This window comes from Kribbella sp. NPDC051620 (assembly GCF_044453825.1).
Lineage (GTDB): Bacteria > Actinomycetota > Actinomycetes > Propionibacteriales > Kribbellaceae > Kribbella.
Map to the genome: position 1 here is coordinate 561,737 of NZ_JBITDB010000003.1, position 21,356 is coordinate 583,092.

A 21,356-nucleotide genomic window follows, 5' to 3' on the forward strand; every position below is an offset into this window, starting at 1 on the left:
ACTGTCCAGAACCCGGAACGCGCTCTCCGGATACCGGAGAGCGCGTTGCCGGGGATGCTTCAGAACCCGCCCGACGTGGTCCCGCCGCTGCCCGTGGCCGGGGTCGTGAACGAGAGGTTCGGGTCCGGACCCCACTGGTCGGCCGTCGCCGGATAGTTCGCTTCCTGGCGTTTGATGCACTTCCATTCAACGGTCGTGCTGGGCGGCAGGTTACTGATCGTCCCCGTCCAGGTCGGGTATGCGGTCGGCGCCAGCTTCACGGCGCTGGCCACCGACCAGGCTCCGAGCTGCGGGGCGCTGCCCACGACGTACACCGACTGCCCGCTCGTCGTGGTCCCACCCGAGCAGCTGAAGGTCTTCGAAACGACCGCTTGACCGAGCGTGAAGACGAACGACTTCGCCGTACCGACCGCCAGCGCCGCCGACTTGGCGACGACCAGGTTGCCGCCGGCGTTGTACCAGCCGCTGCCCGCCGCGTCGAAGGCCGCTTTGTTCGCGTACTGCGTGAGCGCGATCCCGTTGAGCGTCACGCCCGACGCCTGCGTGTCAGCCACCAACTCGACCACGTTCTGACGAGACGACGGCGCCCCGGTGTACGTACCGGACGATGCCGCAATTCCCACCGTCGCCGTGTTGGCCGACCGCGACTGGGTCAGGTCGGTCGTCCGTTTCGCGCCGGTCTGGTACCCGATCGTCGAGCCGTCGTCCTCGGCGAGCGTGAACGACGAGGACGTGGTGTCCGAGTAGACCCGGGCGACCAGCTCGTTGCGAGTCGTACCGTCCGCCCGCTTCCCGACGACGTTCATCGTCTGGTCGTCGACGTACATCTTCGGGATGATCGCGCCGGCCCGGGCATACGCCGGCAGCTGGAACTTGCCGTTGCGCCACAGCGGTACGTCGGTCAGGTTCTGGCCGGTACTGACCGTCTTGGTGTTGGTGTAGTAGTCGAACCAGGTACCCGCCGGCAGGTAGACGTCCCGCTTGCGCTGGTTCGCCCCGGCCGCGACGCCGACGAGCAGGTCCTTGCCGATCAGCTTCTCGTGGCCGACCTCTCGCACGTTCGGGTCGTTCTGGTACTGGTAGACCAGCGGCGGGATGAGCGGTTCGCCGGTGGTGTTGGCGCGATGCGCGAGCGAGTAGTAGTACGGCGTGAGCTCGTACCGCTGACGCAGGTTGGCCAGGTTGCTCGGTACGTCGCCGATCGAGTCGGGCGAGGTCTCGGCGCAGTTGCAGAGGTTCTCGGTGTGCGGCCGGATCGGGACGTCGAACCAGGACGAGTTGGCGAACCACTGGGTGTAGAGCTCGTTCAGATCGCTGTCCAGCATCTCCCGCCGGAAGCCGCCGATGTCGGAGCCGAAGTAGTCGATGCCCGACATGGACATCTGCATCTGCACGTTCTGCTGCGACGCGAGGGCCGTCAGTTTGGAGCCGATGTCGCCGGACCACATCGCAGTACCGGTCCGCTGGATGCCGCCGGCCGCGGATCGAGCGAGCATGAACGGCCGCTGCTGTACTGCGTTGTCTGTATAGCCCTTCGCGATGCCGCGAGCCCATTCGAGGTTGTAGAGGTTGTGATAGTCGGAGTGCGCATGCTTGCCCGCCAGCAACCCAGACGTCCAGTCGCCGGCGTCGTACATCTCGGGCTTACCCAGATCGAGCCAGTGGCCCATGACGCCGTCGTTGATCAGCGGCTGCCGCTGGGTGTTGTGCCACTGGGCGCTCGCGGCCGGCTGGGTCCAGTCGATCATGCCGCCGCGACCCCACCAGTCGTTCCCGGTCAGGTACGCCGGGCTGCAACTCGAACAGCCCGCCCGGATCAGGTAGCCCGACGATGCCATCGACGTGTGCTCGGGCAGGTTCTTGCCGACGTACGACTCCTCGATCGTCATCACGCCGACGCCATTGGTGTTCTTGTACGCCGCGAGCTTGGTCGCCGGATTGGGGAAGTTGACCGGATCCCACTCCAGCGTGCCCATCCGGGTGTTGTCGGAGCCGGCCGTCACGCCGCCGAACCAGTTGACGTCGAGCATGACGCCGTCGGTCGGGAACTTGTTCGCGCGCAGGCCGCTGAGGGTGGTGTCGATCTCGTTCCAGTTGTCGTAGCCGTACTCCGACATCCACAGCCCGAACGCCTTCTTCGGTGGCACCGGCGGACGCCCGGTCAGCTCGAGATAGTCCTTGCGGAGGTCGGGCAGATCGGGTCCGCTCATCACGTACCAGCGCAGCTGATCGCCGAAGGTGTCCATCGTCCACGGGTCGCCGGTCAGGTTCCAGTCCTGCTTGTAGACCTGGTCGACGAACATGCCGTAGTTGGTGGTGTTGGCGCCGACCGCGAACAGCACCGGGATCTGCGCGTTGCCGACCGGCCCGTTGTCCGTGTCGTAGAGCATCGCGTTGCCGTAGGTGCCGCTCGTACGCTGCCGGCCGACCCAGTCGCCGTCGGCACTGCCACCCATGAAGAACTGCTCGCCGAGCCCGTACGCGTTCTGCATGGACGACTTGGTGAAGCTCAGCCCCTTCCACGCTTGACTGAGGTTGCGCGGGCAGGTCGTGTTGAGCAGGAGTTGCGGTGTGCGCGCGGTGTCGTACACGGTCGCGCACAGGGTCGTCGTGTTGACGTCGACCTTGATTCCCGGCGTCGTCAGCACTCCGCCGGCCTGGTTGAGACTGGTCGGCCCGGGATAGTTCGTCTTGGCGATCTGATCGGTCGTGAAGATCGGCGAGCCAGTGCCCGGTCCCGCCCCCGCACCCATCTCGAAGTGCACCAGATCGTCATCCAGAAACTCCACCACCAAGTAGTTGCCCCCGGCAGTGAACTGCACTCTTTGCACGGCCGCCTGAGCCGTTGCTGTTGGCAACACAACCAACAGAGGAAGCAACAAGACAAAGGCCATCAACCGTTTCATGGGCGTCCCACCCCAATGTTGTCGAGGTTGATTCCGCCTGAGCCGTAGAGCACCTTCACCACGCGTTTTCCTGCGGTGAGACTGGTAGTCAGCGTGGCCGTTCCCCAGGTGTCCCAGTTGCCGGTGCTCGGCAGGTTGATCGTGCCGACGCTCACCCCATCGACCTGGATCGTGCGGGTGGCGGTAGTCGCAGCGCCGTTGGAGTAGCGGAGCTTGATCACGTGGCTGCCGGTGACCGCCGCGCTGGTGTCGACCTGTACTGCGTCGCCCGCGGTCTCGAAGCCATCGACGAAACCAGTGCCGGTGAAGCCAGCATGATCGGTGTTCACCGTAGTACCTGTGTTACTCCCGAACTCAGCCTCATAAGCCGCCTTGTCGACACCGTTCAGTACTACGCTCCGCGCCGCCGCACTCGATGCCGTCTTCACCAGCGTGAGCTGCTGCACCGGATCCCAGTACCACCCCTCGGTGGCACCCTGCAGCGCGGCGAGAGTCGCGTGCGCAGTCATCGCCACACCGTCCTTCGTCACCGACGAAGGCTTGCTCGACGCCACCTGCAGCGTGCTCTTCGTGGCCAGCGGCGGAACGCTCACCGTCACCTGATGACCGGCGAAGTTCTCCGTCGACGTCACCGTCCGGGTCTGGTTCGCCGAGTCCTCGAAGTACCCGTAGCTTGTCGTCCCGGACGGGTAGATCCGGAAGGACAGGTTGGTGTAGTTGTCGACGCTGTTGCCGATGGCGCCGCCCAGCTCGTAGTTCGCGTTCAGGTTGAGTGGGACGATCGCGCCGGCCTTGGCATAGACGGGGATCGTGCCGGTGTCGGCGTTGTAGACCTTCGTGCCGGCTCCTTGCGCCCGGCCGCCGTTCCAGAAGTCGTACCACTCACCCGCGGGCAGGTAGACGTTCTTGCTGGTCGCGCCCTGGGTGGTGATCGGTGCCACGAGCAACTGACGACCGAACAGGTACTGCTGGTCCTGCGCCGCTGCCGTCGTGTCGCCAGGGAAGGCGATGCTCATCGACTGCATCATCGGAAGGCCTGTGGTGGAAGCGTTCTTGGCCTCGGTGTACAGGTACGGGATCAGGTTCATCCGGGTATTCGCGAACTTGCGGAACTTCGGGATGACCGTTGTGTCGCCCGACCGCGCCTGCACGTTCCATGGCGTGCGGGCCTCGGAGACGCCCGGGTTCGACTTCTCCGAGTGGTACTGCATGATCGGCGAGAACGTCGACTGCGCGGCCGCCCGGAGGTAGAGCTCGCTGCTCGGGAACGTCCCGGTGAACCCAGCCATGTCCCACGACCAGAACGGGATGCCTGACGCGCCCGCGCTCTGGCCGGCCCGGACGGCCTGCTGGAACGCATCGAAGGTGGACGCCTGGTCACCGGCCCAGAAGATCGAGTTCGCCTGCGCCCCCGAAGTACCGCCGCGGCTGAACAAGGTGCCCTGGGCACCCTTCTTGGTGGTGACGAAGTCGTTGTACGCCCGGGTGTACTCGTTGGGGTAGGCGTTGTGCAGCTCGTCGCCCTTGCGACCGGAACCACTCGTCACGTTGCGACCGAAGACCGCCTCGCTGCCGTCCGTCTTGAGGCCGTCGATGCCGACATCGTCGAACAGGTAGGACCGCTTGCTCATCCACCAGTTCGTGGCCGCCGTCTTCGTGAAGTCGGGCACCGTACTGTTGCCGAACCACTGCCCGGACGGGATCCGGTACGGGCCGCCCGCGCCGTCGCCGAGAACGTAGCCCTGGGCAACGGCATAGTCGCGGTCGTTGACGTGTTGCTGCGGCGCCGTCGGCGGATTGGTGTCGAAATCCTGCTTCAGCACCGGGATCTGCCAGAGCACCATCTTGATGCCCTGGTTGTGCGCAGCCGTCACCATCGCCTTCGGATCGCTCCACTCACCGCCGGCGGGGAAGGTCAGGTCGGCGTAGCTGAGCGCCTGGCTGCCCGGCTTCGGCGTGTAGGTCGCGCCGTGCCAGAGGTAGAAGGTGGCCTCGTCGCTCCACTGCTCGAGCACCATCGCGGTGTGCGGGATCTGGTTGGAGGTCATGTTGGCGAGCTCGGAGTTGACCTCGGCCTGGGTGTTCCACTCGTTCGCGGAGCCCCAGAGCCCGAACGACCACTTCGGCGGCAGCTTGGGTCGCGCCGTCGTCGCGGTGTACTGGTCGAGCATCTCGGCCCGCGTACCGGTGAAGAAGTAGTAGTCGACCGTCGAGTTGAGGGCGCCACCAGTGTCCACGGTGAAGCCGGCCATGTCGGTGAGACGCGTACCGAGGTTGAACACGGAGTACCGGGTGCTGGGCACGTAGATGCCGTAGCCGGCCGTGTTCGTGACGAACGGGACGCTGAGGTACGTCCGGGCGGTCGGGCCCTGGTCCTGGTACTGGTTGTAGACGTAGTTGTGGACGTCCTTGCCGCGCTGGTCCAGCGCGTCGTACCGCTCACCGAGTCCTTCGAAGCGTTCGCCGGCTGGGGACAGCCAGTGGTCCTCGACCTTCGTCACCGTCGTGCTGCCGTCGCTGGCCCAGCCGGTGTTGCGGAAGGTCGCTGGGTCGTACTGCCTGGCGATGAGCGTCGTACCGTCGCCCTTGTAGACGGCGACGCGGTACGGCGACTTCTGGATCTTGAGGACGACCTTGGTGGTGGCGATCTGGAGGGTGCCCGCGCTGTCGGTCACCGTGTACGCCGATGAGCCGGTGATGTTGAGGCCGCTGCCCGTCGGGGCGACTTGCACGTGGAAGCGGTCGATCGCGGGGAACGCGAACCGGACCTTCGGGGTGAAGCTGCCGGCGGTGTCGCCCGTCGTGACGTCGACGCTGGTGCCGTTGTTGACGAAGCCGGAGACGTTGCCTGTACCGGAGTACGAGGTCACGGCGAAGGAGAACGGGCCGGTGGTCTTCTGGTTGGCGCCGTCGACGTCGGCGTTCACCGTGTAGGTGATCTGGTCACCGCGCGCGAAGGTGCCGAGCGGGACCTTCCAGTACGTGTTGTTGCCGCTGTTGTAGTCGAAGGCGCCGCCGATCGGGGTCTGGTTGACACCGTTCTTGGTCCAGGTGATCCAGACGGTCTGGCCTGAGGAGATCGGCCAGGTGGTCGCCTTGATCTGGACTGCCTCGCCGGCCATCGGGTCGCGGGGGGCGCGTTCGGTCAGGGCGGTGTTGTAGAGCTCGTCGGCGCCGTACGGGGCGTGGAAGACGCCGGTCAGCGTGCCGGCGAAAGCTGGGGTCGGGGACAGCTGGAAGATGACTGCTGCGAGCACCAGGAGCGCAGCAATCCCCCGTCTTCTTGGGGCGTTCAGGGCGTGACTCATCGACAGGCCTCACTTCAGGGAAGGAAAGAAAGAAGAAGGTGAGGCTGGAGCCTCACTTCACAGAAAAAGAGAGAAAGATCAGGCGGAACGTTTGGTGAGGGACGGGCGGTTGGCCTCGTCCGGGCGGAGGTTCGGCTGGAAGAGTTCTCCCAGGAAGAGGCCGGCGGCGCCCTGCGCCCAGGCCTCGTCGTCCCAGTCGTCGACGACCACGTCCAGCTCGCGCTGGAGCCCGTCGAACACGGCAAGTTTCAAGGCTTCCTCGAAGCCGGGCAGGAACAGATCGCTCACCCGCGTGCCTTCACCCGCGAGCACGATCAGCTTCGGATTCAAGAGGTTGACGAGGTTGCCGACGGCCGTCCCCAGCGTGTGGCCGACTTGATCGAAGACAGCTTTCACCGCTCGGTCGCCGCCGCGGGCGAGCTCGGCGGCGTCCTCGATGGTGGCGCAGTTGCTGGCCGCGAGAATGGCCGGTTCGCCGATCAGAGCTTCCAGACAGCCACGCCCGCCACAGTCACAAAGCGGGCCGTCGGCAACGACTTTGGTATGCCCGAACTCCCCCGCCCCACCACCGGCGCCCCGGTACAGCCGCCCGTCCAGCACCATCCCGAGCCCGACACCACGCCCGATGCTGACCACCGCCACATCGGACACACCGCGCCCGGCCCCGAACCACTGCTCGTTGGCAACCAACGTATTCACGTCGTTGTCCACCACCACAGGCAACCCGATCCGCTCGGTCAGCAACCCAGCCAGATCAACATCACGCCAGTCGGCATAGGTGGCATGCCGAACCACCCCATTGGCCCGGTCGATCACGCCTGCGAGCCCAACCCCGACGCCATACACAGGTCCAGCTTTGGCCTTCAGTTTCTTGACCACAGCCGCCACCGTCCGTACGACGGTGGTCACATCATCGTGCCCGAGAGTCGCGGTCGCCCGCTCGACGATGCCGGCGTTGAGATCTGTCAGCACTGCGATGACTCGGGTCTCGGTGACCTTGATGCCGATCACGTAGCCGGCGTCCGGCTTCAGCCCGAGCAGCACCGGCCGCCGGCCACCTCCGGACGACGCTGTCTCGCGCTCCTCGATCACGCCCGAGCCGATCAGCTCGGCCACGATCTCGGACACCGTCGGCAGGCTCAACCCGGTCCGCTTGGCCAGCTCCGTCCGCGACACCAGCCCACCGCGCAGCTCCCCCAGCACCAGCGACGAGTTGATCTCCCGGATCAGCTCCTTGCTCCCCACCCGAACCGGCTGCACCCACCTCACCCGCCTTACTAAGGTCACCGAAGGAAGTCCCCGGAAGCTAACCCGGCCACCCCAGCCAGGTCAACAGCTCGGGCCTCCTTCAGCGAGCCGAAGCCGCGGCGAGCTGGGTGAGGATGCTCGCTTCGAGCTCTTCGACACGCCGTACCTGGGGAGTGTCGGGGCCGTACTGACGCGACCGGAGGCGCGTGGCATCCGCAGCGACTTGCCGGGCCTGTTCGAGGTCCGACCGCCGATGGGTCCCCGCCAGCGCCCGGGCCAGCAACTCCTCCGCACGACCCGGGTCACTCGCACCGGCGGCCGCCTGGTCGGCGAGCACTCGCAGCAGGATCCAGGTCGCCTCGTCGCAACGCTGCAAGGCGATCAGCGCGTGCGCCCGGATCATCTGCCCGTTGAGTGTGCTCTCGTGCAGCGGTCCGAGGACGGTCTCACGGACCCGGACCACGTCGGTCGCCAACTGCAGCGCCCGCTCGGCATCCCCACCGAGATGTCCGCCGTCGACCAGGGCCAGCAGCAGCAACGCCTTGTTGGCCAGGGCAACGAGCGTTCGCGGGTGCTCCTCGCCGTACTCGGCGGCACGCTCGGTCAGCTCCCGTTCGATGATCTGGTCCGCGCGGTTCAGGTCGTTCAACTCGCCCCGGTCGCGCAGCGCGACCGCGAGATTCAGTCTGGCCAGCCGGCTCAGCCAGGCGGACGGGCCGTCGGCCTGCTCCCGGTGGGCGAGTTCTTCCTCGTACAGCCTGATCCCCTCGGGGTCACCCGACTTGCGGACGAACTGGGCCCGTACCAGCGCACTGCGGCGGGTCAGGTAGGCCTCCGGTCCCAAACACCGCTCACAGGTCGCGGCCAGTTCGGCGAAGCGGGCCGCCGTCGTCGCGGCGTCGTGGTTCTTCGCCTCGTGGTAGATCACCATGTACTTCGCCTCGAGAGTGACCAGCGCCGTCTCGCCGAACTGTTTGGCCGCCGTGCTGCAGATGGCCCGGAGCTCGGGCATGCCGGCCGCCGGATCGACCGGCAGGACGACGCGCAGCACCTCCAGCCGGGCCAGTAGTACTTCTTCGGCGGGCGTGAAGGGCCGCGCGCCGGGGGCGGAGCTGCGGGCGGGAATCGTCATATCGCTTCCTCGGATCGGTCGGCATCAGGTCGATCCCCGGGAAGTGCAGGCGGTACCAGTCGGACCGCCGGTCCGGGGACCGGGGATCTCTCCTCCCGCAACTGCTGAATGGCGAGCGCGAGCACCCATTGCAGTCGGGGTGAGAGATCCTCGTCGGTGGTGGACCAGATCTGCATCAGGTCCGAGATGGCGCCGATCACCTTCCAGGTATGCCCTTCCAGGCCGTGCTCGTCGAGGTCGAGCGCCGCGATGGCAGCCCGAACCGACCCGAGTGCTCCGACCACCGAGCCAGGCCGGTTCTCGCGCACGACGAAGCAGACGGCCGCGCGGACGATGTCGGCGCCTGCGACGGTCAGGTCGGCCCGAGGGGCGGGCTGACCGTGGCTGCGCAGATTGCATCGGACGACGGCCTGGGCCAGCGACTCCGGCAGCGCGGCGTCGTCGCGCGCGGCCAGCGACCGGTACTCCTCCGCCCAGCGGGCCGAGATCTGCACCAGCGTCTCCAGCCGACGGCGCGGTCCGAGCCGGAGCCGCTGTGCCTGAGTGGTCCAGCCGTCCAGCCAGGGCTGGACGAACCAGGACTTCGCCTGGTCGATGACCGCCCTGGTCCCGTGCCGTTCGACGTCGATACAGGCCCGCTGAACGGCCGGCCCGAACTGGTTGTAGAAGGCTTGCTGACCCTTGCCCGAGGTCGCGATCAGCTCCTCCTTTCGCGGGTACCGTTCCTCGGTCCAGGCCGCGGCCGCCTGGTAGAAGGCGATCCGCGTCTCGCGAACCCGTGGGTCCAGTTTCCTGAACTCGTCGATCCACGCCATGAGGTTCATCCTGTCTGCCGATTCCGCCGGCGGTAGGTGGTTTCCGCGAAGTCGCCGGTGTCGCGGAATGCACCGGCCACCGGTTCCACGAACCCGTCCCACTGCCCTACTGCGTCGACGCCCCCGGCCACGAAGCCGATCACCACGGACTCGGTGAACTCGGCTCGACGGTCGCGGAATCGCGCGCATCGTCTTGTTCAGACGGACAGGACGACGAATTGGGGTGTGGGATGACGACCGAGAAGCGAGGCCGCCGGCACTGGCCGATCTGCCGGGTCACCGGCAAACAGCGCCTGGACGAACCCAAGGACGTGAAGAACGTTCTGCACGCCGCCCGGACACTGCGAGGCAGAGCGGCCCTGAACGGCTCCCGGTCCGTCTGGAACGTAGTGAGCGGCTACGACTGTGATGCCTGTGGCGGCTACCACCTGACCAGCCGGCCGCGACCGGCCTGGACCTCGGTACGCCGTCCGACCCCGCTGACCGTGGCTCCGTTCATGGGGTCGGGTCTCACATGAGCGGCATCGAATCCGCCGACCAGGCGAAGGGGCAGAAAACGATGAAGAACGAAGACCGAGGCGGTGGAGCGACGCGGTACCGGCTGCTTGACCGGTTCCGCGATTCTCGGGCCGGGCGGCGGGATGGCAAGCGTGATGCCGCGGTTCCGTCGTACCGGAGTCCTCATCCGGAGGGACAACCGACCGACTGGCTGGCCAAGAACCAGCACCGGCTGCTGGCGGGCTGCCAGTACGAGTTCAGTGCTGCCCGGCTTGCCGTCGATGAGTTGCTGGTGCAGTTGACCCGTGCTCGCACGGATGCTGCTCAGGCGCGGAACGAACTGGCCGACGCGACCATTCGCTGGCAGGGCGCCTCGGACGGACCTTCGCCGGAGATCCTCCAGCGCCGCGGTCCGGCCGAGCTCCAGGACAGCGAGCACACGATCGACGCCCGGCGACGTGCTGAGCATCGCCAGCAGCTGGCGAGGCTCGAGAGCACCTGCGAAGCGGCGCGCGCAAAGGCCGCCGTCGCGGAGGCCACCGCGGCCGACCTGACGACGCGGATCGAGCAGCGGTTCGGACAGGCAGTCGATCGGTCCCGCGAGCTGCTGGAGCTGCACGAGCAGCGGGCCGCCCAGTACCGCAGGTCCTACTGCCGGGCACTGAGGCTGGCGGAGCCCGCGGCCGAACAGGACCATCCGCTCAGCACCACACCGCCGCTGCGCCTTCCGCAGTGGACCGCCGAGCCATGCCCCTGGCTGCCGGTCGAGCAACCCGAGGCCACCTCCACCATCACCACCGTAAGGAGCATCAGATGAGCAGAGCAGGCGATCGCCTCTCCGGGCTCCTCCGCAAGTTGCTGCCTGGGCGCAAGCACAGTCGCAAGCCCAGACCCATCCCGAACCACAACGGCCTGGTCATCGACCTCGGCGACTGGAACGCCACCGGCGAGGTGCTGACCGACATCCGCCGGATCGACTCGGTCTCCGCGCTGGATCACCCGTTGCCCGGACCGGCGCCGGTCCAGTCCGCCTGTGAGGACGAGGTCACCCGGACCATCGATCAGCTCGCGGCTCGCAACGCGCTGGATGCCGGGACCGACGACGTGCTCGACGACGACATCGAGACCCGGGGGCCGGTCTGGCACGCGCACGCCCACCAGCAGGCGGCCGAGCGAACCCGGCGAACCGCTCAGCTGTACAGCGTCGCCGTCGAGAACTTCGTCAACGAACAGCACAAACTCGCGCGGCTGACCGAGTTGCAGGCCGACGCCGTCCGGGGCGAACAGCAGGCGAGCCGCGAACTTCTGGGCGAGGCCGCACTGCCGCCCCTGAGCCTGCCCGTTGCCCGGAACCTGCCGGAGCCGGCCGGACCCATTCCGGCCACCGATCTCAACCGCCTGCTGGCACCGGCCGACGCTGACACCGTCGTTCCGGCTGTACTCCCGATGGACCCCGGCGACGCAACCGTGCCGGACGACGGCCGGGCAGAGAAAGCGACGACCCACCTGCCGACCGCGGTCCGGGTGCACGGAGGCAGGGCCCGCGGCTGGCAGAACCCGCGCGCGGCGTACGAATCGCCGCAGCGGCACCTCCTCGTCGTCGGCGTCGCGGTGCTCGCCCTGGCTCTGGTCGCCTCAGCCGATCTGGGGATGATCAAGGGAACCATCGACCGGCTGCTCGGGCTGGAGCCCCAGTGGTCCTGGCTGATCGCGGCCGGTCTCACCATCGCCGCCCTGAATCTGCCGATGATCGCCGGCAAGTTGTGTCGCCGCGGACAGGCGACCGGACATACCGCCGCGCCGATCCAGTGGACGTTGCTGACCGCGTGGGTCCTGATCGGCGCTTCGCTGCTGGTGATGCGCTGGTTCGCCGCCGACCTGCTGCCCAGCGATGCCGGATTCGAAGGTCAAGGCGCGGTCAACGACGAAACCGGTACCGACCGGTTGGTCGCCATCGTGCTGGCCGCCGTCTATCTGGGCACCGGCATCCTCGCCTGGGCGGAGGGCTACCTGCTGACGAACGACGCGGCCGCGACCCGGCGGGCTGCCGCGCGGAAGGCCGAGCAGCTGACGAAGAAGCGGGCCAAGTCCGAGGCACTGCTCACCCGTCTGGCCCAGACCGTCGCCCTCCACGGCCACGAACTGGCAACCCGGCAGGACGCCGAGAAGACCGCCCATGACGCCGTCGACGGTCTGATCGAGCACCTGAAGGCGCACTCCCGGGTACGGTCCGCACACCATCTCGCCGATCCGGCGGCCACCGGTATCACTCGGCTGCGACCGTACCGGTCCCCAGATCAGGCAGCGGGTGACGCATGAGGACCGCGGTGCGGCTGATGGCCGTCCTCCTCGCTCTCCTCGTCGGGTCGACCGGATGCGGCGGGGGCGACGACGGGAAGGCCACCAGCGCTCCCAGCACGACCACGAGCACAACCAGTGGCACCAACGGAGGCGGCCAGGCGTGCTCTCCCGCCAAGCCTCCACGCGCGCTGGTTCTGGTGGTGGGCATCCACCAGAACCAGCCCGCCCCCGGCGTACCCGATGCGCTCTCCTGCCTCCTGCAAGGCGCCGTCGAGAACGGCACGAAACTGGCAGTGGTGGCTGTCGACGGCAGCCCCGTGCTCGTGCCGATGCCCAGCCATTTCGAGATCGACACCGACAACGAGGCGCGACGCAAGGACGACATCAAGCGTGCGCTGAAGACCGTCGTCGGCAGCGTGCGAGGCGCCCGCGCGGACAGCGATGGCTCCGATCTCTTCGCGGGGATGAAGATCGCCGCTGATTTCGTTCGGGTCAACGGTGCCGCGGACGGCCAGATCGTGGTGATCGACTCCGGGCTGTCCGACACCGGGGTGATCGACATGACCCGGTCCGGCATGCTCGCGGTCGACCCGGCCGAGCTCGGCGATTCGATCGCCGCCGAGCTGGACGGCCTTCATCTCAAGGGCATCCAGGTCACCCTGGTCGGCTTCGGCTACACCAGACCACCACAGGAACCGCTCACCGCCGGCCAGTCCGAGGCAGTCTCCACACTCTGGACGAAGCTCCTCACTACCGCGGGTGCGACCGTCGTCCCGCTGCCGGCACCCCGTACCGGCAATTCCCCCACCACATCCTTCACCACCCGGCCGGTCAAGGTGGTGAAACCGCCACCGCCACCACCCCCGCCTCCATGCGCCAAGACGACGGTGGTCTACGACGATGCGTCGCCGGTCGGCTTCCACCCGAAGTCGAACGAGTTTCGCGACCGGCCCGCGGCGCTGGAAGTACTGCGTGAGGTGGCCGGGTGGCTACTGGGCGGTCCGTACCGCAGCGTCGTCGTCACCGGCACGACGGCCGGCGCCGACACGGTCGCCAGGCGGGTGGCGCGCTCGAAAGGCCGCGCCGAGACGGTCAAGAAGGAACTCGTCCTCCTGCAGGTCGACCCGTCGATGATCAGCACCCGGGGCGTCGGTACGGACTTCCCGGAGTACGTCGACGACCAGTTGCCCGGCGGCGGGCTCGACCCGGTGCTCGCGGTCAAGAACCGCACGGTCCGCCTCACCCTGATCGAGACCCGCCCCGACTGCCCGAAGACCGGCGGCTGAGCCCGGCGCGATACCGGGCCCTTGACAGGCTCTCCCAGGAGGCTTACTTTTTGGCTAAATTTAGTAGCGAAGTAAGTCGGGAGTGCTTGTGGCGAGTGGACAGGGTCCGATTCCCCGGGGCGATCTGGTGCCGTCGGGGATCGTCGGGTTGCTGGGGACCCAGGGGCCGACCTCGCGGACCGAGATCGCCAAGGGGCTCGGGCTGAGCCCCGCGACGGTGACCCAGGTGACGAAGGATCTGATCGCTCGCGGGCTGATCGAGGAGCTGGAGTCGGTACCGTCCAAGGGCGGGCGGCCGGCCCGGTTGCTCGGATTGGTGATGGACGCCGGCGTCGCGCTCGGGGCCAAGGTGACGGCCGATCACGTCGCGGTGGTGACCGTCGAGCTGGACGGGACCGTCCGCTCGTCGACCGAGTTGGAGTACGACCCGGGAGCCCCGGACGCGATCGAGCGGCTCGGGCAGAGCCTCGCCAAGCAGGTGGCCGAGCTCGACGACCGGCTGCTCGGGGTCGGCGTCGGCGTACCGGGTGCCGTCGATTCCCAGGCCTCAGGCATCGTCGACGCCCCGACCCTCCGCTGGCAGTCCGCGCCCGTCGGCCCGGTACTACGCTCCGCCATCGGCACCCCCGTCCTCGTCGACAACGACGTCAACACCCTGGCTGCGGCCGAGCGGCTGTACGGAATCGGGCGGGCGCATTCGTCGTACCTGGTCGTCACGATCGGGCGCGGTATCGGCTGCGGCATCGTCGTCGACGGCGGCATCTACCGGGGCGCCAACGGAGGCGCCGGCGAGATCGGGCACATCCCGGTCTGGTCGCCCGGTACGGAGCAACCGCCGTGCACGTGTGGTTCGGCCGGCTGCCTCGAGGCGTACATCGGCGCGGCCGGGATCGCCCGGACGGCCCGCGCTCGCAAAGTGATCGGCCCACGCGGATCGCTCGCCACTTTGTTGCGGGCGGCAAGTACTGGCGACACCGCGGCACAACGGATCTTCGAGGAAGCCGGCGGCATGCTCGGCCGGGCGCTCGCCGGGGTGATCCACACGGTCGACCCCGAGGTCGTCGTGCTGATGGGTGAGGGAGTGGACGGATGGGAGTTCTGGCAGACCGGGTTCGAGCCGTCGTTCCGGCAATCGTTGCTGCCGGCCCGGCGCGCGGTACCGGTCGTGGTGGAGCCGTGGACGGAGGACCAGTGGGCCCGCGGCGCGGCGTCGCTGGTGCTCTCCTCCCCCTTCGACTCCGCCAACAACGGCGGCGAGCAGAGCCGGCTCGTCCGCGCCCGGCTGGAAACCCGATGAAGGCGAACGCGACGCCCACCAGGACCCGGAGAAAGGGTGGCTGGAAACGCCTCGGCTGGGTCTTGTTCTTCCTGCTCCCGAGCGCGATCCCGCTCTTCGTCTTCACGCTCGTGCCGATGGTCTCCTCGCTGTGGGTGAGCCTGCACAAGTGGAACCTGATCTCGCCGATGGAGTGGGTCGGCCTCGGCAACTACACCAACCTGCTGACCGACGAGAACACCCGCCGGGTCTTCCTGCACACGCTGATCTACGTCGCCGGCTACCTCCCGATCGTGTACGCCGGTGGGCTCGGCCTCGCACTCGCGCTGAACCAGAAGCTCAAGGGCCGCTCGTTCCTGCGGGCGACCTATTTCCTCCCCGTCGTCACCAGCTGGGTCGTCGTCGCGCTGGTCTGGAAGTGGCTGCTCAACCCGACGAACGGCCTGGTCAACCAGGTGCTCGGCGCGGTCGGCCTCCCCCAGCCGGGCTGGTGGACCGACCCGCACTGGGCGCTTCCCGCCGTCATCCTCAGCTCGGCGTGGAAGGACCTCGGTTTCGTGATGGTCATCCTGCTCGCTGGTCTGCAGGCCATCCCCTCCGACCTCTACGAGGCCGCGAAGGTGGACGGCTCGAGCGCCTGGCAGCGCTTCTGGCGGGTCACCCTCCCGCTGCTGTCCCCGTCGACCTTCTTCGTGGTGGTGATCTCGCTGATCAACGGTTTCCAGGTCTTCGACCAGGTCTACGTGATGACCGGCGGCGGCCCGCAAGGCTCCAGTCAGGTGGTGGTCGGGCAGATCTACGACCTGACCTTCCGGTACGGACGCGCTGGTGAAGCGTCCGCACTGTCCTGGATCCTGTTCGCCGTCATCCTGCTGATCACCGTCTTCCAGATCCGCGGCCAGCGCCGGTGGGTGCACTATGCGTGACACCAGGTCCCTCCCCGCGAAGATCGCCCTGTACGCCGCCGTGCTGGTCGGCGCCGCGATCATGCTGTTCCCGTTCCTCTGGACCGTGATCACCTCGATCACCCCGGAGGGATCACTGGCCGACGGCCCCAAACTGGTCGTCGACAACCCGACGCTCAACGCGTACCGGACGCTGGTCGACGCGATCCCGATCTGGCGGATCATCGTCAACTCGCTCGGCATCGCGATCGTGTCCACGGTGCTCCAGCTGATCACCGGGTCGATGGCGGCGTACGGGTTCGCCCGCCTGCACTTCCCGCTCAAGAACGTCGTGTTCGGCTTCTACCTGGCGACGCTGATGGTGCCGCTGCAGGTGCTCGTCGTACCGCTGTTCATCGAGATGAAGACGTTCAACCTGCAGGACACGTACTTCGCTCTGCTGGCGCCCACGATCGCGTCGGCGTTCGGGGTGTTCCTGCTCCGCCAGGCGGTGACCGCCGTACCGATGGAGCTGGACGAGGCGGCGACGATCGACGGCGCCGGCCATCTGCGGATCTTCACCACGATCGTGTTGCCGCTGATCCGGCCCGCGCTCGCGACCGTCGCCGTGTTCGCGTTCATGGGCAGCTGGAACAGCTTCCTCTGGCCGCTGGTGGTGATCAGGTCGCCGGAGTTCATGACGCTCCCGCTCGGCCTGTCCACGCTGCAGGGCCAGTTCACCACCCAGTGGGATGTCGTGATGGCGGGCTCCGTCGTCTCGATCGTCCCGATCGCCATCGTGTACCTGCTCGCGCAGCGCCACATCATCGCCGGTGTCGCCCACACCGGCATCAAGTAAGCCTCAAGCAAGAGAGTGAAGGAAACCGCCATGCGCCATCTCAAGACCGTGGGCCTCGGACTGACCGCCGCGCTCGCACTCACGCTGACCGCCTGCGGGCAGGGCTCGGCGACCAAGGAAGCCGCCGCGCCGGAGGGCAAGAGCGTCGTCCGGTACATGAACTTCTCCTCCAACGACGGCCACGAGAAGGACCTGACGGCGATCGTCAACGCCTTCCAGACGGCCAATCCGAACATCACCGTCCAGGTCGAGACCGTTCCGTACGCGGACTACTTCACCAAGCTGCAGACCTCGGTGGCCGGCGGCACCGCGGCCGACGCGTTCGAACTCAACTACGAGAACTTCGTCACGTACGCGAAGAACGGCTCGCTGGCCGAGCTCAAGGGGATCGACACGGCGGCGTACAAGAAGTCGCTGGTGGACGCGTTCAACGACGGCGGCAAGCAGTACGGCGTACCGGAGTCGTTCTCGAACGTCGTGCTGTTCTACAACAAGGCGCTGTTCAAGAAGGCCGGCGTGGCCGAGCCGACCGACGCGTGGACGTGGAAGGACGAGCAGGCGGCGGCCGCGAAGCTGACCGACAAGGGCGCGAAGGTGTGGGGTGACTACCAGCCCGTGTCGTACAACGAGTTCTACAAGGTGCTCGCGCAGAACGGTGGCGAGTTCCTGAACGCCGACCGGACCGAGGCGACCTTCAACTCCCCTGCCGGGATCGAGGCGGCCAAGTTCCTGATCGACAAGGTCGGCAAGACGATGCCGACCGAGGCCGACGGCGCCGGTACGCCGGACTTCGACTCGAAGCTGTTCAAGTCGGGCAAGCTCGCGATGTGGCACACCGGGATCTGGATGTTCACCCCGATGGCGGAGGCGCCGTTCGACTGGGATGTCGTGGTCGAGCCGGGCAACACCAAGAAGGCGTCGGCGATGTTCGTGAACGGGCTGGTCGTGTCGGCCGCCTCGAAGAACGCGGACGCCGCGCAGAAGTGGGTCACCTTCCTGGCCTCCTCGGACGACACGACGAAGACCCGGCTCGCGACCTCGTGGGAGCTGCCGCCGGTGGCTGACGAGGCCAAGCTCGCGCCGTACCTCGACCAGAAGAAGCCCGCCAACCGCAAGGCCGTCTTCGCCGCGCTGGAGGAGACCGTACTGCCGCCGGTGATCGAGCGTCAGCAGGAGATGCAGGACCTGGTCACCGCCGAGCTGACCTCTGCCGCGGCCGGTCGCAAGCCGGTCGAGAAGGCGCTCGCGGATGCCCAGACCAAGGTCAACGGCCTGCTCAAGAAGTGAAGGAACCGATGATCTCTCCCGCCCCTGACCTGCAAGAGCTGACCCGGCTGAGGGCGCTGGCCGAACACAGTCACGCCGTCATCACGCAGCACCAGGATGCCGGTGGCGCCTATCCCGCTTCGCCTACGTTTTCGGCGTACAAGGGGTATGCGTGGTTGCGCGACGGCTCGTTCACCGCCGAGGGAATCTCGCGGTACGGCGATGTCGCTTCGGCTGATCGGTTCCACGACTGGGTCGATGGTGTACTGCGGCGTCGTCGCGGGCAGGTGGACGACCTGCGCGCGGCGCTCGCCCGGGGCGAGGTGCCGTCGAACGAGGCGATGCTGCCGACGCGGTTCACCTTCGACGGTGAGGACGGGTCGGATCCCTGGTGGGATTTCCAGACCGACGGCTACGGGATGTGGCTGTGGTCGGTGGTCACTCACGCGGCGCGGCACGGGCTGGATCTGTCGCGCTGGCGGGAGGGGATCGATGTCGCGGTCGACTACCTGGTCGCGTTCTGGGATCGGCCTTGTTATGACTGGTGGGAGGAGCACGTCGAGCATCGGCACGTGTCGACGCTCGGGGCGATCCATGGTGGATTGGTTGCTGTTGGCACCTGTTCGTCGTTGCGGTCGGCGCCCTGGTCGGCGGCGGCGTTGAAGGTCGCGGCCGACATCCGGTCGCTGGTGACGGCGGAGGGGATCGTCGACGGGCATCTGGTGAAGTGGCTCGGCAGTTCGGCGGTCGACGGGTCGTTGCCGGCCTGCATCGTGCCGTTCGGGTTGGTCTCTGCCGACCACTCACTGGCGGCCATGACGCGAGCGGCCGTCGCCAAGGACCTGGACTTCGACGGCGGGGTGCATCGCTTCACCGCCGACGTCTTCTACGGCGGCGGCCAGTGGATCCTGCTGTCCGCCCTCCTCGGCTGGAACCTGGCTGCCGCGGGCGACACCGCTGGAGCCCTCAGGCACCTCCGCTGGATCGCCGACCAGGTGGACGAGCACCGCGACCTCCCCGAGCAAGTCCCCCACCACCTGCTGCACCCCGGCTCTCGCAACGAATGGATAGCCCGCTGGGGGCCGGTCGCCAGCCCCCTGTTGTGGTCCCACGGCATGTACCTGATCCTCGCCGACGAACTCGGCATCACCACCAAGGACGCTTGATGCTCACCCACCGCCCGTACGGCATCGAACACCCGTACGCCACCTCCCCCGACCAACGCATCCCCGTCCAGCCGTTGACCGGCCAGCAGGTGCAGCTGGGCGTGGTCGTCTCCCCCGACATCACCCGAGTCGTCTGCGAGTGGGGCTCCACGGAACTGATGCTCTCCCCCACCGAAGCAAACGCCGCCGACGCCGCGGCGCTGGCAGGCGGCGAAGGCCACCTAGCAGAAGCCCAAGCCACCGCCCTAGGCGGCGACGGCGGCTGGTCGGTCGCCACGCCGCCGATCACGGAGCCGGTGAAGTACCGCTTCCACGCCTACCGCGACCCCGCGGGCGCGGGTGGCGCGGGCGCGGGTGGCGCGGGCGCGGGCGCGGGTGGCGCGGGTGCCGGCGCGGGTGCGGGTGCGGGTGCGGGTGCCTCCGGGGCGGCAGGCGCTGGCGTGGGGGGCGATCGCTTCGCGTCCGCTGCGCTCGGGGCGGAGCCGGCTGCCGGCTTCGCCGAGTCTGACATCGCGAGGGGCCTCGCGTCGCAACCGCCCGCCGGCGAGGCCGTCGCCGAGACCTCGGAGTGGTTTGAGGTGAGTCCGGCGACGTGGACGGCGACTGGTGGAGAAGTTCGGGGTGGAGGCGAGCGCGTCCGTGAGGTTGAGTGGCTGGTGTCCGCCGCCGGGGTGCATCGGGCTCGGTTCGCCCTGCCGCTTGCTGATGGTGAGCATCTGGTGGGGTTTGGGGAGCGGTATGACGCTCTGGATCAGCGGGGGAAGACGCTGGATGCGGTGGTGTTCGAGCAGTACAAGTCGCAGGGGGTGCATGGGCGGACTTATCTGCCGATGCCGTTCGCGCATGTGGTGGGTGGGCCGGGATGGGGGTTTCATGTGCGGACGTCGCGGCGGACCTGGTACTCCTCCGAGGGAGACCAGCTTGTCGTGGAAGTTGCCTTGGGCGACGAAGCGGTGGTTGACCTTGGGATTTATGAGGGGTCGGCTGACGTCGTACTGAAGCAGTTCCTGGACGAGGTAGGGCGGGCGGAGGAGCTGCCGGAGTGGGTGTTCCGGTTGTGGGCCTCTGGGAACGAGTGGAACACCCAGGAGCTCGTGATGGCGCGGATGGACGCGCATCGCGATCTGTCCATCCCGGTCGGTGCGGTGGTGATCGAGGCGTGGAGCGACGAAGAGGGCATCACCATCTGGCGGGATGCGCGGTATGACGTCAACGCGGATGGGAGTGCACACAGCGCGGCCGACTTCGAGTACCGGGCGGATGGTGCGTGGCCTGATCCGAAGGCGATGATCGATGAGTTGCACGCGCGCGGGATCAAGGTGATTCTCTGGCAGATTCCGTTGCAGAAGACGGAGTTCAGCACTGGCCAGGTAGCGGCCGACGCGGCGGCGATGGTGCGGGACGGGCACGCAGTACTGGAGGCCGACGGTACGGCGTACCACAATCGCGGTTGGTGGTTCCCCCAGGCGCTGATGCCCGATCTCTCCACCCAGCGCACTCGCGACTGGTGGACCGAGAAGCGGCGGTACCTCGTCGACGACCTCGACGTCGACGGCTTCAAGACCGACGGTGGCGAGCACGCGTGGGGACACGATCTCCAGTACGCCGACGGCAAACGCGGTGACGAAGGCAACAACCTGTTCCCGGTGCACTACGCCCGCGCCTTCGGTGATCTCCTCCGCTCGGTCGGCAAGGCGCCCGTCACCTTCTCTCGCGCCGGGTTCACCGGTTCGCAGGCGCACGGCATCTTCTGGGCCGGCGACGAGGACTCCACCTGGGAAGCATTCCGCGCCTCCGTCACCGCCGGACTCTCCGCGGCGTCCTGCGGAATCGTCTACTGGGGCTGGGATCTAGCCGGCTTCTCCGGCCCGGTCCCCGACGCCGAGCTCTACCTGCGCGCCGCCGCGGCCTCGGTCTTCATGCCGATCATGCAGTACCACTCGGAGTTCAACCATCACCAACTCCCCCTCCGCGACCGCACCCCGTGGCACGTCGCCGAGACCACCGGTGACGACCGCATCGTCCCGCTCTTCCGCCGGTACGCCGAACTCCGCGAACGCCTGGTCCCGTACCTGACCGAACAAGCCGCCCTCACCATCACCACCGACCGCCCCCTCATGCGCCCCCTCTTCTTCGACCACCCCTCCGACGAGGAGATCTGGAACCACCCCCACCAGTACCTCCTCGGCAACGACCTCCTCATCAACCCGGTCCTCGAACCCGAGGCCACCACCTGGACGACGTACCTCCCCGAAGGCGACTGGATCGACGTCTGGACCGGCGACCCCGTCCAACCCGGCCTGGTTACCCGAGACGTCCCGCTGGAGGTCGTCCCCGTCTACTGCAAGGCAGACCGCTGGCCCGCCCTCGCCGCCATCTTCGGCTGAAGCTGGTCCGCGCGGGCAGCGCCG

The 21,356-nt window shown here is 67.6% G+C and carries 15 protein-coding genes; 10 read left to right on the forward strand and 5 right to left on the reverse strand.

Annotation, left to right across the window (positions count from 1 at the left end):
* Positions 1–59: 59 nt before the first annotated feature.
* From ACIA12_RS15670 to ACIA12_RS15690, 5 genes are all read right to left on the reverse strand, one after another.
* The gene (locus tag ACIA12_RS15670) at positions 60–2,789 is read right to left on the reverse strand and encodes a TIM-barrel domain-containing protein (RefSeq protein ID WP_396367658.1); all 2,730 of its coding nucleotides are present in this window, start codon (positions 2,787–2,789) and stop codon (positions 60–62) included.
* 113 nt (positions 2,790–2,902) lie between these two features.
* Positions 2,903–6,214 carry a TIM-barrel domain-containing protein gene (locus tag ACIA12_RS15675; protein ID WP_396367659.1) on the reverse strand — a complete coding sequence of 1,104 codons (3,312 nt, stop codon included), beginning with the start codon at positions 6,212–6,214 and terminating at the stop codon, positions 2,903–2,905.
* Positions 6,215–6,292: 78 nt separating this feature from the next.
* Complete coding sequence (locus tag ACIA12_RS15680; protein ID WP_396367660.1) at positions 6,293–7,474, reverse strand: ROK family protein; 1,182 nt, start codon at positions 7,472–7,474, stop codon at positions 6,293–6,295.
* An 88-nt stretch (positions 7,475–7,562) separates the two neighbouring features.
* Positions 7,563–8,594 (reverse strand): hypothetical protein, encoded by a 1,032-nt coding sequence (locus tag ACIA12_RS15685; RefSeq protein WP_396367661.1) that lies wholly within the window; start codon positions 8,592–8,594, stop codon positions 7,563–7,565.
* Positions 8,591–9,409, reverse strand: a complete 819-nt coding sequence (locus ACIA12_RS15690) for a hypothetical protein (RefSeq protein ID WP_396367662.1) — start codon at positions 9,407–9,409, stop codon at positions 8,591–8,593. The genes ACIA12_RS15685 and ACIA12_RS15690 overlap by 4 nt, the downstream gene beginning before the upstream one ends.
* A 230-nt stretch (positions 9,410–9,639) precedes the next feature.
* Here ACIA12_RS15690 and ACIA12_RS15695 point away from each other — a divergent pair, with 230 nt between their 5' ends.
* The 10 genes from ACIA12_RS15695 to ACIA12_RS15740 all read left to right on the forward strand — a co-directional run bounded on the left by ACIA12_RS15695 (position 9,640) and on the right by ACIA12_RS15740 (position 21,332).
* Positions 9,640–9,927 (forward strand): hypothetical protein, encoded by a 288-nt coding sequence (locus tag ACIA12_RS15695; protein WP_396367663.1) that lies wholly within the window; start codon positions 9,640–9,642, stop codon positions 9,925–9,927.
* The gene (locus ACIA12_RS15700) at positions 9,924–10,724 is read left to right on the forward strand and encodes a hypothetical protein (RefSeq protein WP_396367664.1); all 801 of its coding nucleotides are present in this window, start codon (positions 9,924–9,926) and stop codon (positions 10,722–10,724) included. The genes ACIA12_RS15695 and ACIA12_RS15700 overlap by 4 nt, the downstream gene beginning before the upstream one ends.
* Positions 10,721–12,226 carry a hypothetical protein gene (locus ACIA12_RS15705; RefSeq protein WP_396367665.1) on the forward strand — a complete coding sequence of 502 codons (1,506 nt, stop codon included), beginning with the start codon at positions 10,721–10,723 and terminating at the stop codon, positions 12,224–12,226. The genes ACIA12_RS15700 and ACIA12_RS15705 overlap by 4 nt, the downstream gene beginning before the upstream one ends.
* Positions 12,223–13,494 (forward strand): OmpA family protein, encoded by a 1,272-nt coding sequence (locus ACIA12_RS15710; RefSeq protein WP_396367666.1) that lies wholly within the window; start codon positions 12,223–12,225, stop codon positions 13,492–13,494. The genes ACIA12_RS15705 and ACIA12_RS15710 overlap by 4 nt, the downstream gene beginning before the upstream one ends.
* 88 nt (positions 13,495–13,582) lie before the next feature.
* The gene (locus tag ACIA12_RS15715; protein ID WP_396367667.1) at positions 13,583–14,791 is read left to right on the forward strand and encodes an ROK family protein; all 1,209 of its coding nucleotides are present in this window, start codon (positions 13,583–13,585) and stop codon (positions 14,789–14,791) included.
* The gene (locus ACIA12_RS15720; RefSeq protein ID WP_396367668.1) at positions 14,788–15,696 is read left to right on the forward strand and encodes a carbohydrate ABC transporter permease; all 909 of its coding nucleotides are present in this window, start codon (positions 14,788–14,790) and stop codon (positions 15,694–15,696) included. The genes ACIA12_RS15715 and ACIA12_RS15720 overlap by 4 nt, the downstream gene beginning before the upstream one ends.
* Positions 15,689–16,513, forward strand: a complete 825-nt coding sequence (locus ACIA12_RS15725) for a carbohydrate ABC transporter permease (RefSeq protein ID WP_396367669.1) — start codon at positions 15,689–15,691, stop codon at positions 16,511–16,513. The genes ACIA12_RS15720 and ACIA12_RS15725 overlap by 8 nt, the downstream gene beginning before the upstream one ends.
* Before the next feature lie 30 nt (positions 16,514–16,543).
* Positions 16,544–17,800 (forward strand): ABC transporter substrate-binding protein, encoded by a 1,257-nt coding sequence (locus ACIA12_RS15730; protein WP_396367670.1) that lies wholly within the window; start codon positions 16,544–16,546, stop codon positions 17,798–17,800.
* Positions 17,801–17,808: 8 nt separating this feature from the next.
* Complete coding sequence (locus tag ACIA12_RS15735) at positions 17,809–18,945, forward strand: glycoside hydrolase family 15 protein (RefSeq protein WP_396367671.1); 1,137 nt, start codon at positions 17,809–17,811, stop codon at positions 18,943–18,945.
* Positions 18,945–21,332, forward strand: a complete 2,388-nt coding sequence (locus tag ACIA12_RS15740; RefSeq protein WP_396367672.1) for a TIM-barrel domain-containing protein — start codon at positions 18,945–18,947, stop codon at positions 21,330–21,332. The genes ACIA12_RS15735 and ACIA12_RS15740 overlap by 1 nt, the downstream gene beginning before the upstream one ends.
* Positions 21,333–21,356: the final 24 nt, after the last annotated feature.

Coding starts and splice junctions, on each gene's coding strand:
- ACIA12_RS15700 (WP_396367664.1), top strand. CDS start 9,924: ATGAGCGGCATCGAATCCGCCGACCAGGCGAAGGGGCAGAAAACGATG.
- ACIA12_RS15720 (WP_396367668.1), top strand. CDS start 14,788: ATGAAGGCGAACGCGACGCCCACCAGGACCCGGAGAAAGGGTGGCTGG.
- ACIA12_RS15735 (WP_396367671.1), top strand. CDS start 17,809: ATGATCTCTCCCGCCCCTGACCTGCAAGAGCTGACCCGGCTGAGGGCG.
- ACIA12_RS15730 (WP_396367670.1), top strand. CDS start 16,544: ATGCGCCATCTCAAGACCGTGGGCCTCGGACTGACCGCCGCGCTCGCA.
- ACIA12_RS15705 (WP_396367665.1), top strand. CDS start 10,721: ATGAGCAGAGCAGGCGATCGCCTCTCCGGGCTCCTCCGCAAGTTGCTG.
- ACIA12_RS15685 (WP_396367661.1), bottom strand. CDS start 8,594: ATGACGATTCCCGCCCGCAGCTCCGCCCCCGGCGCGCGGCCCTTCACG.
- ACIA12_RS15725 (WP_396367669.1), top strand. CDS start 15,689: ATGCGTGACACCAGGTCCCTCCCCGCGAAGATCGCCCTGTACGCCGCC.
- ACIA12_RS15695 (WP_396367663.1), top strand. CDS start 9,640: ATGACGACCGAGAAGCGAGGCCGCCGGCACTGGCCGATCTGCCGGGTC.
- ACIA12_RS15710 (WP_396367666.1), top strand. CDS start 12,223: ATGAGGACCGCGGTGCGGCTGATGGCCGTCCTCCTCGCTCTCCTCGTC.
- ACIA12_RS15740 (WP_396367672.1), top strand. CDS start 18,945: ATGCTCACCCACCGCCCGTACGGCATCGAACACCCGTACGCCACCTCC.
- ACIA12_RS15690 (WP_396367662.1), bottom strand. CDS start 9,409: ATGGCGTGGATCGACGAGTTCAGGAAACTGGACCCACGGGTTCGCGAG.
- ACIA12_RS15675 (WP_396367659.1), bottom strand. CDS start 6,214: ATGAGTCACGCCCTGAACGCCCCAAGAAGACGGGGGATTGCTGCGCTC.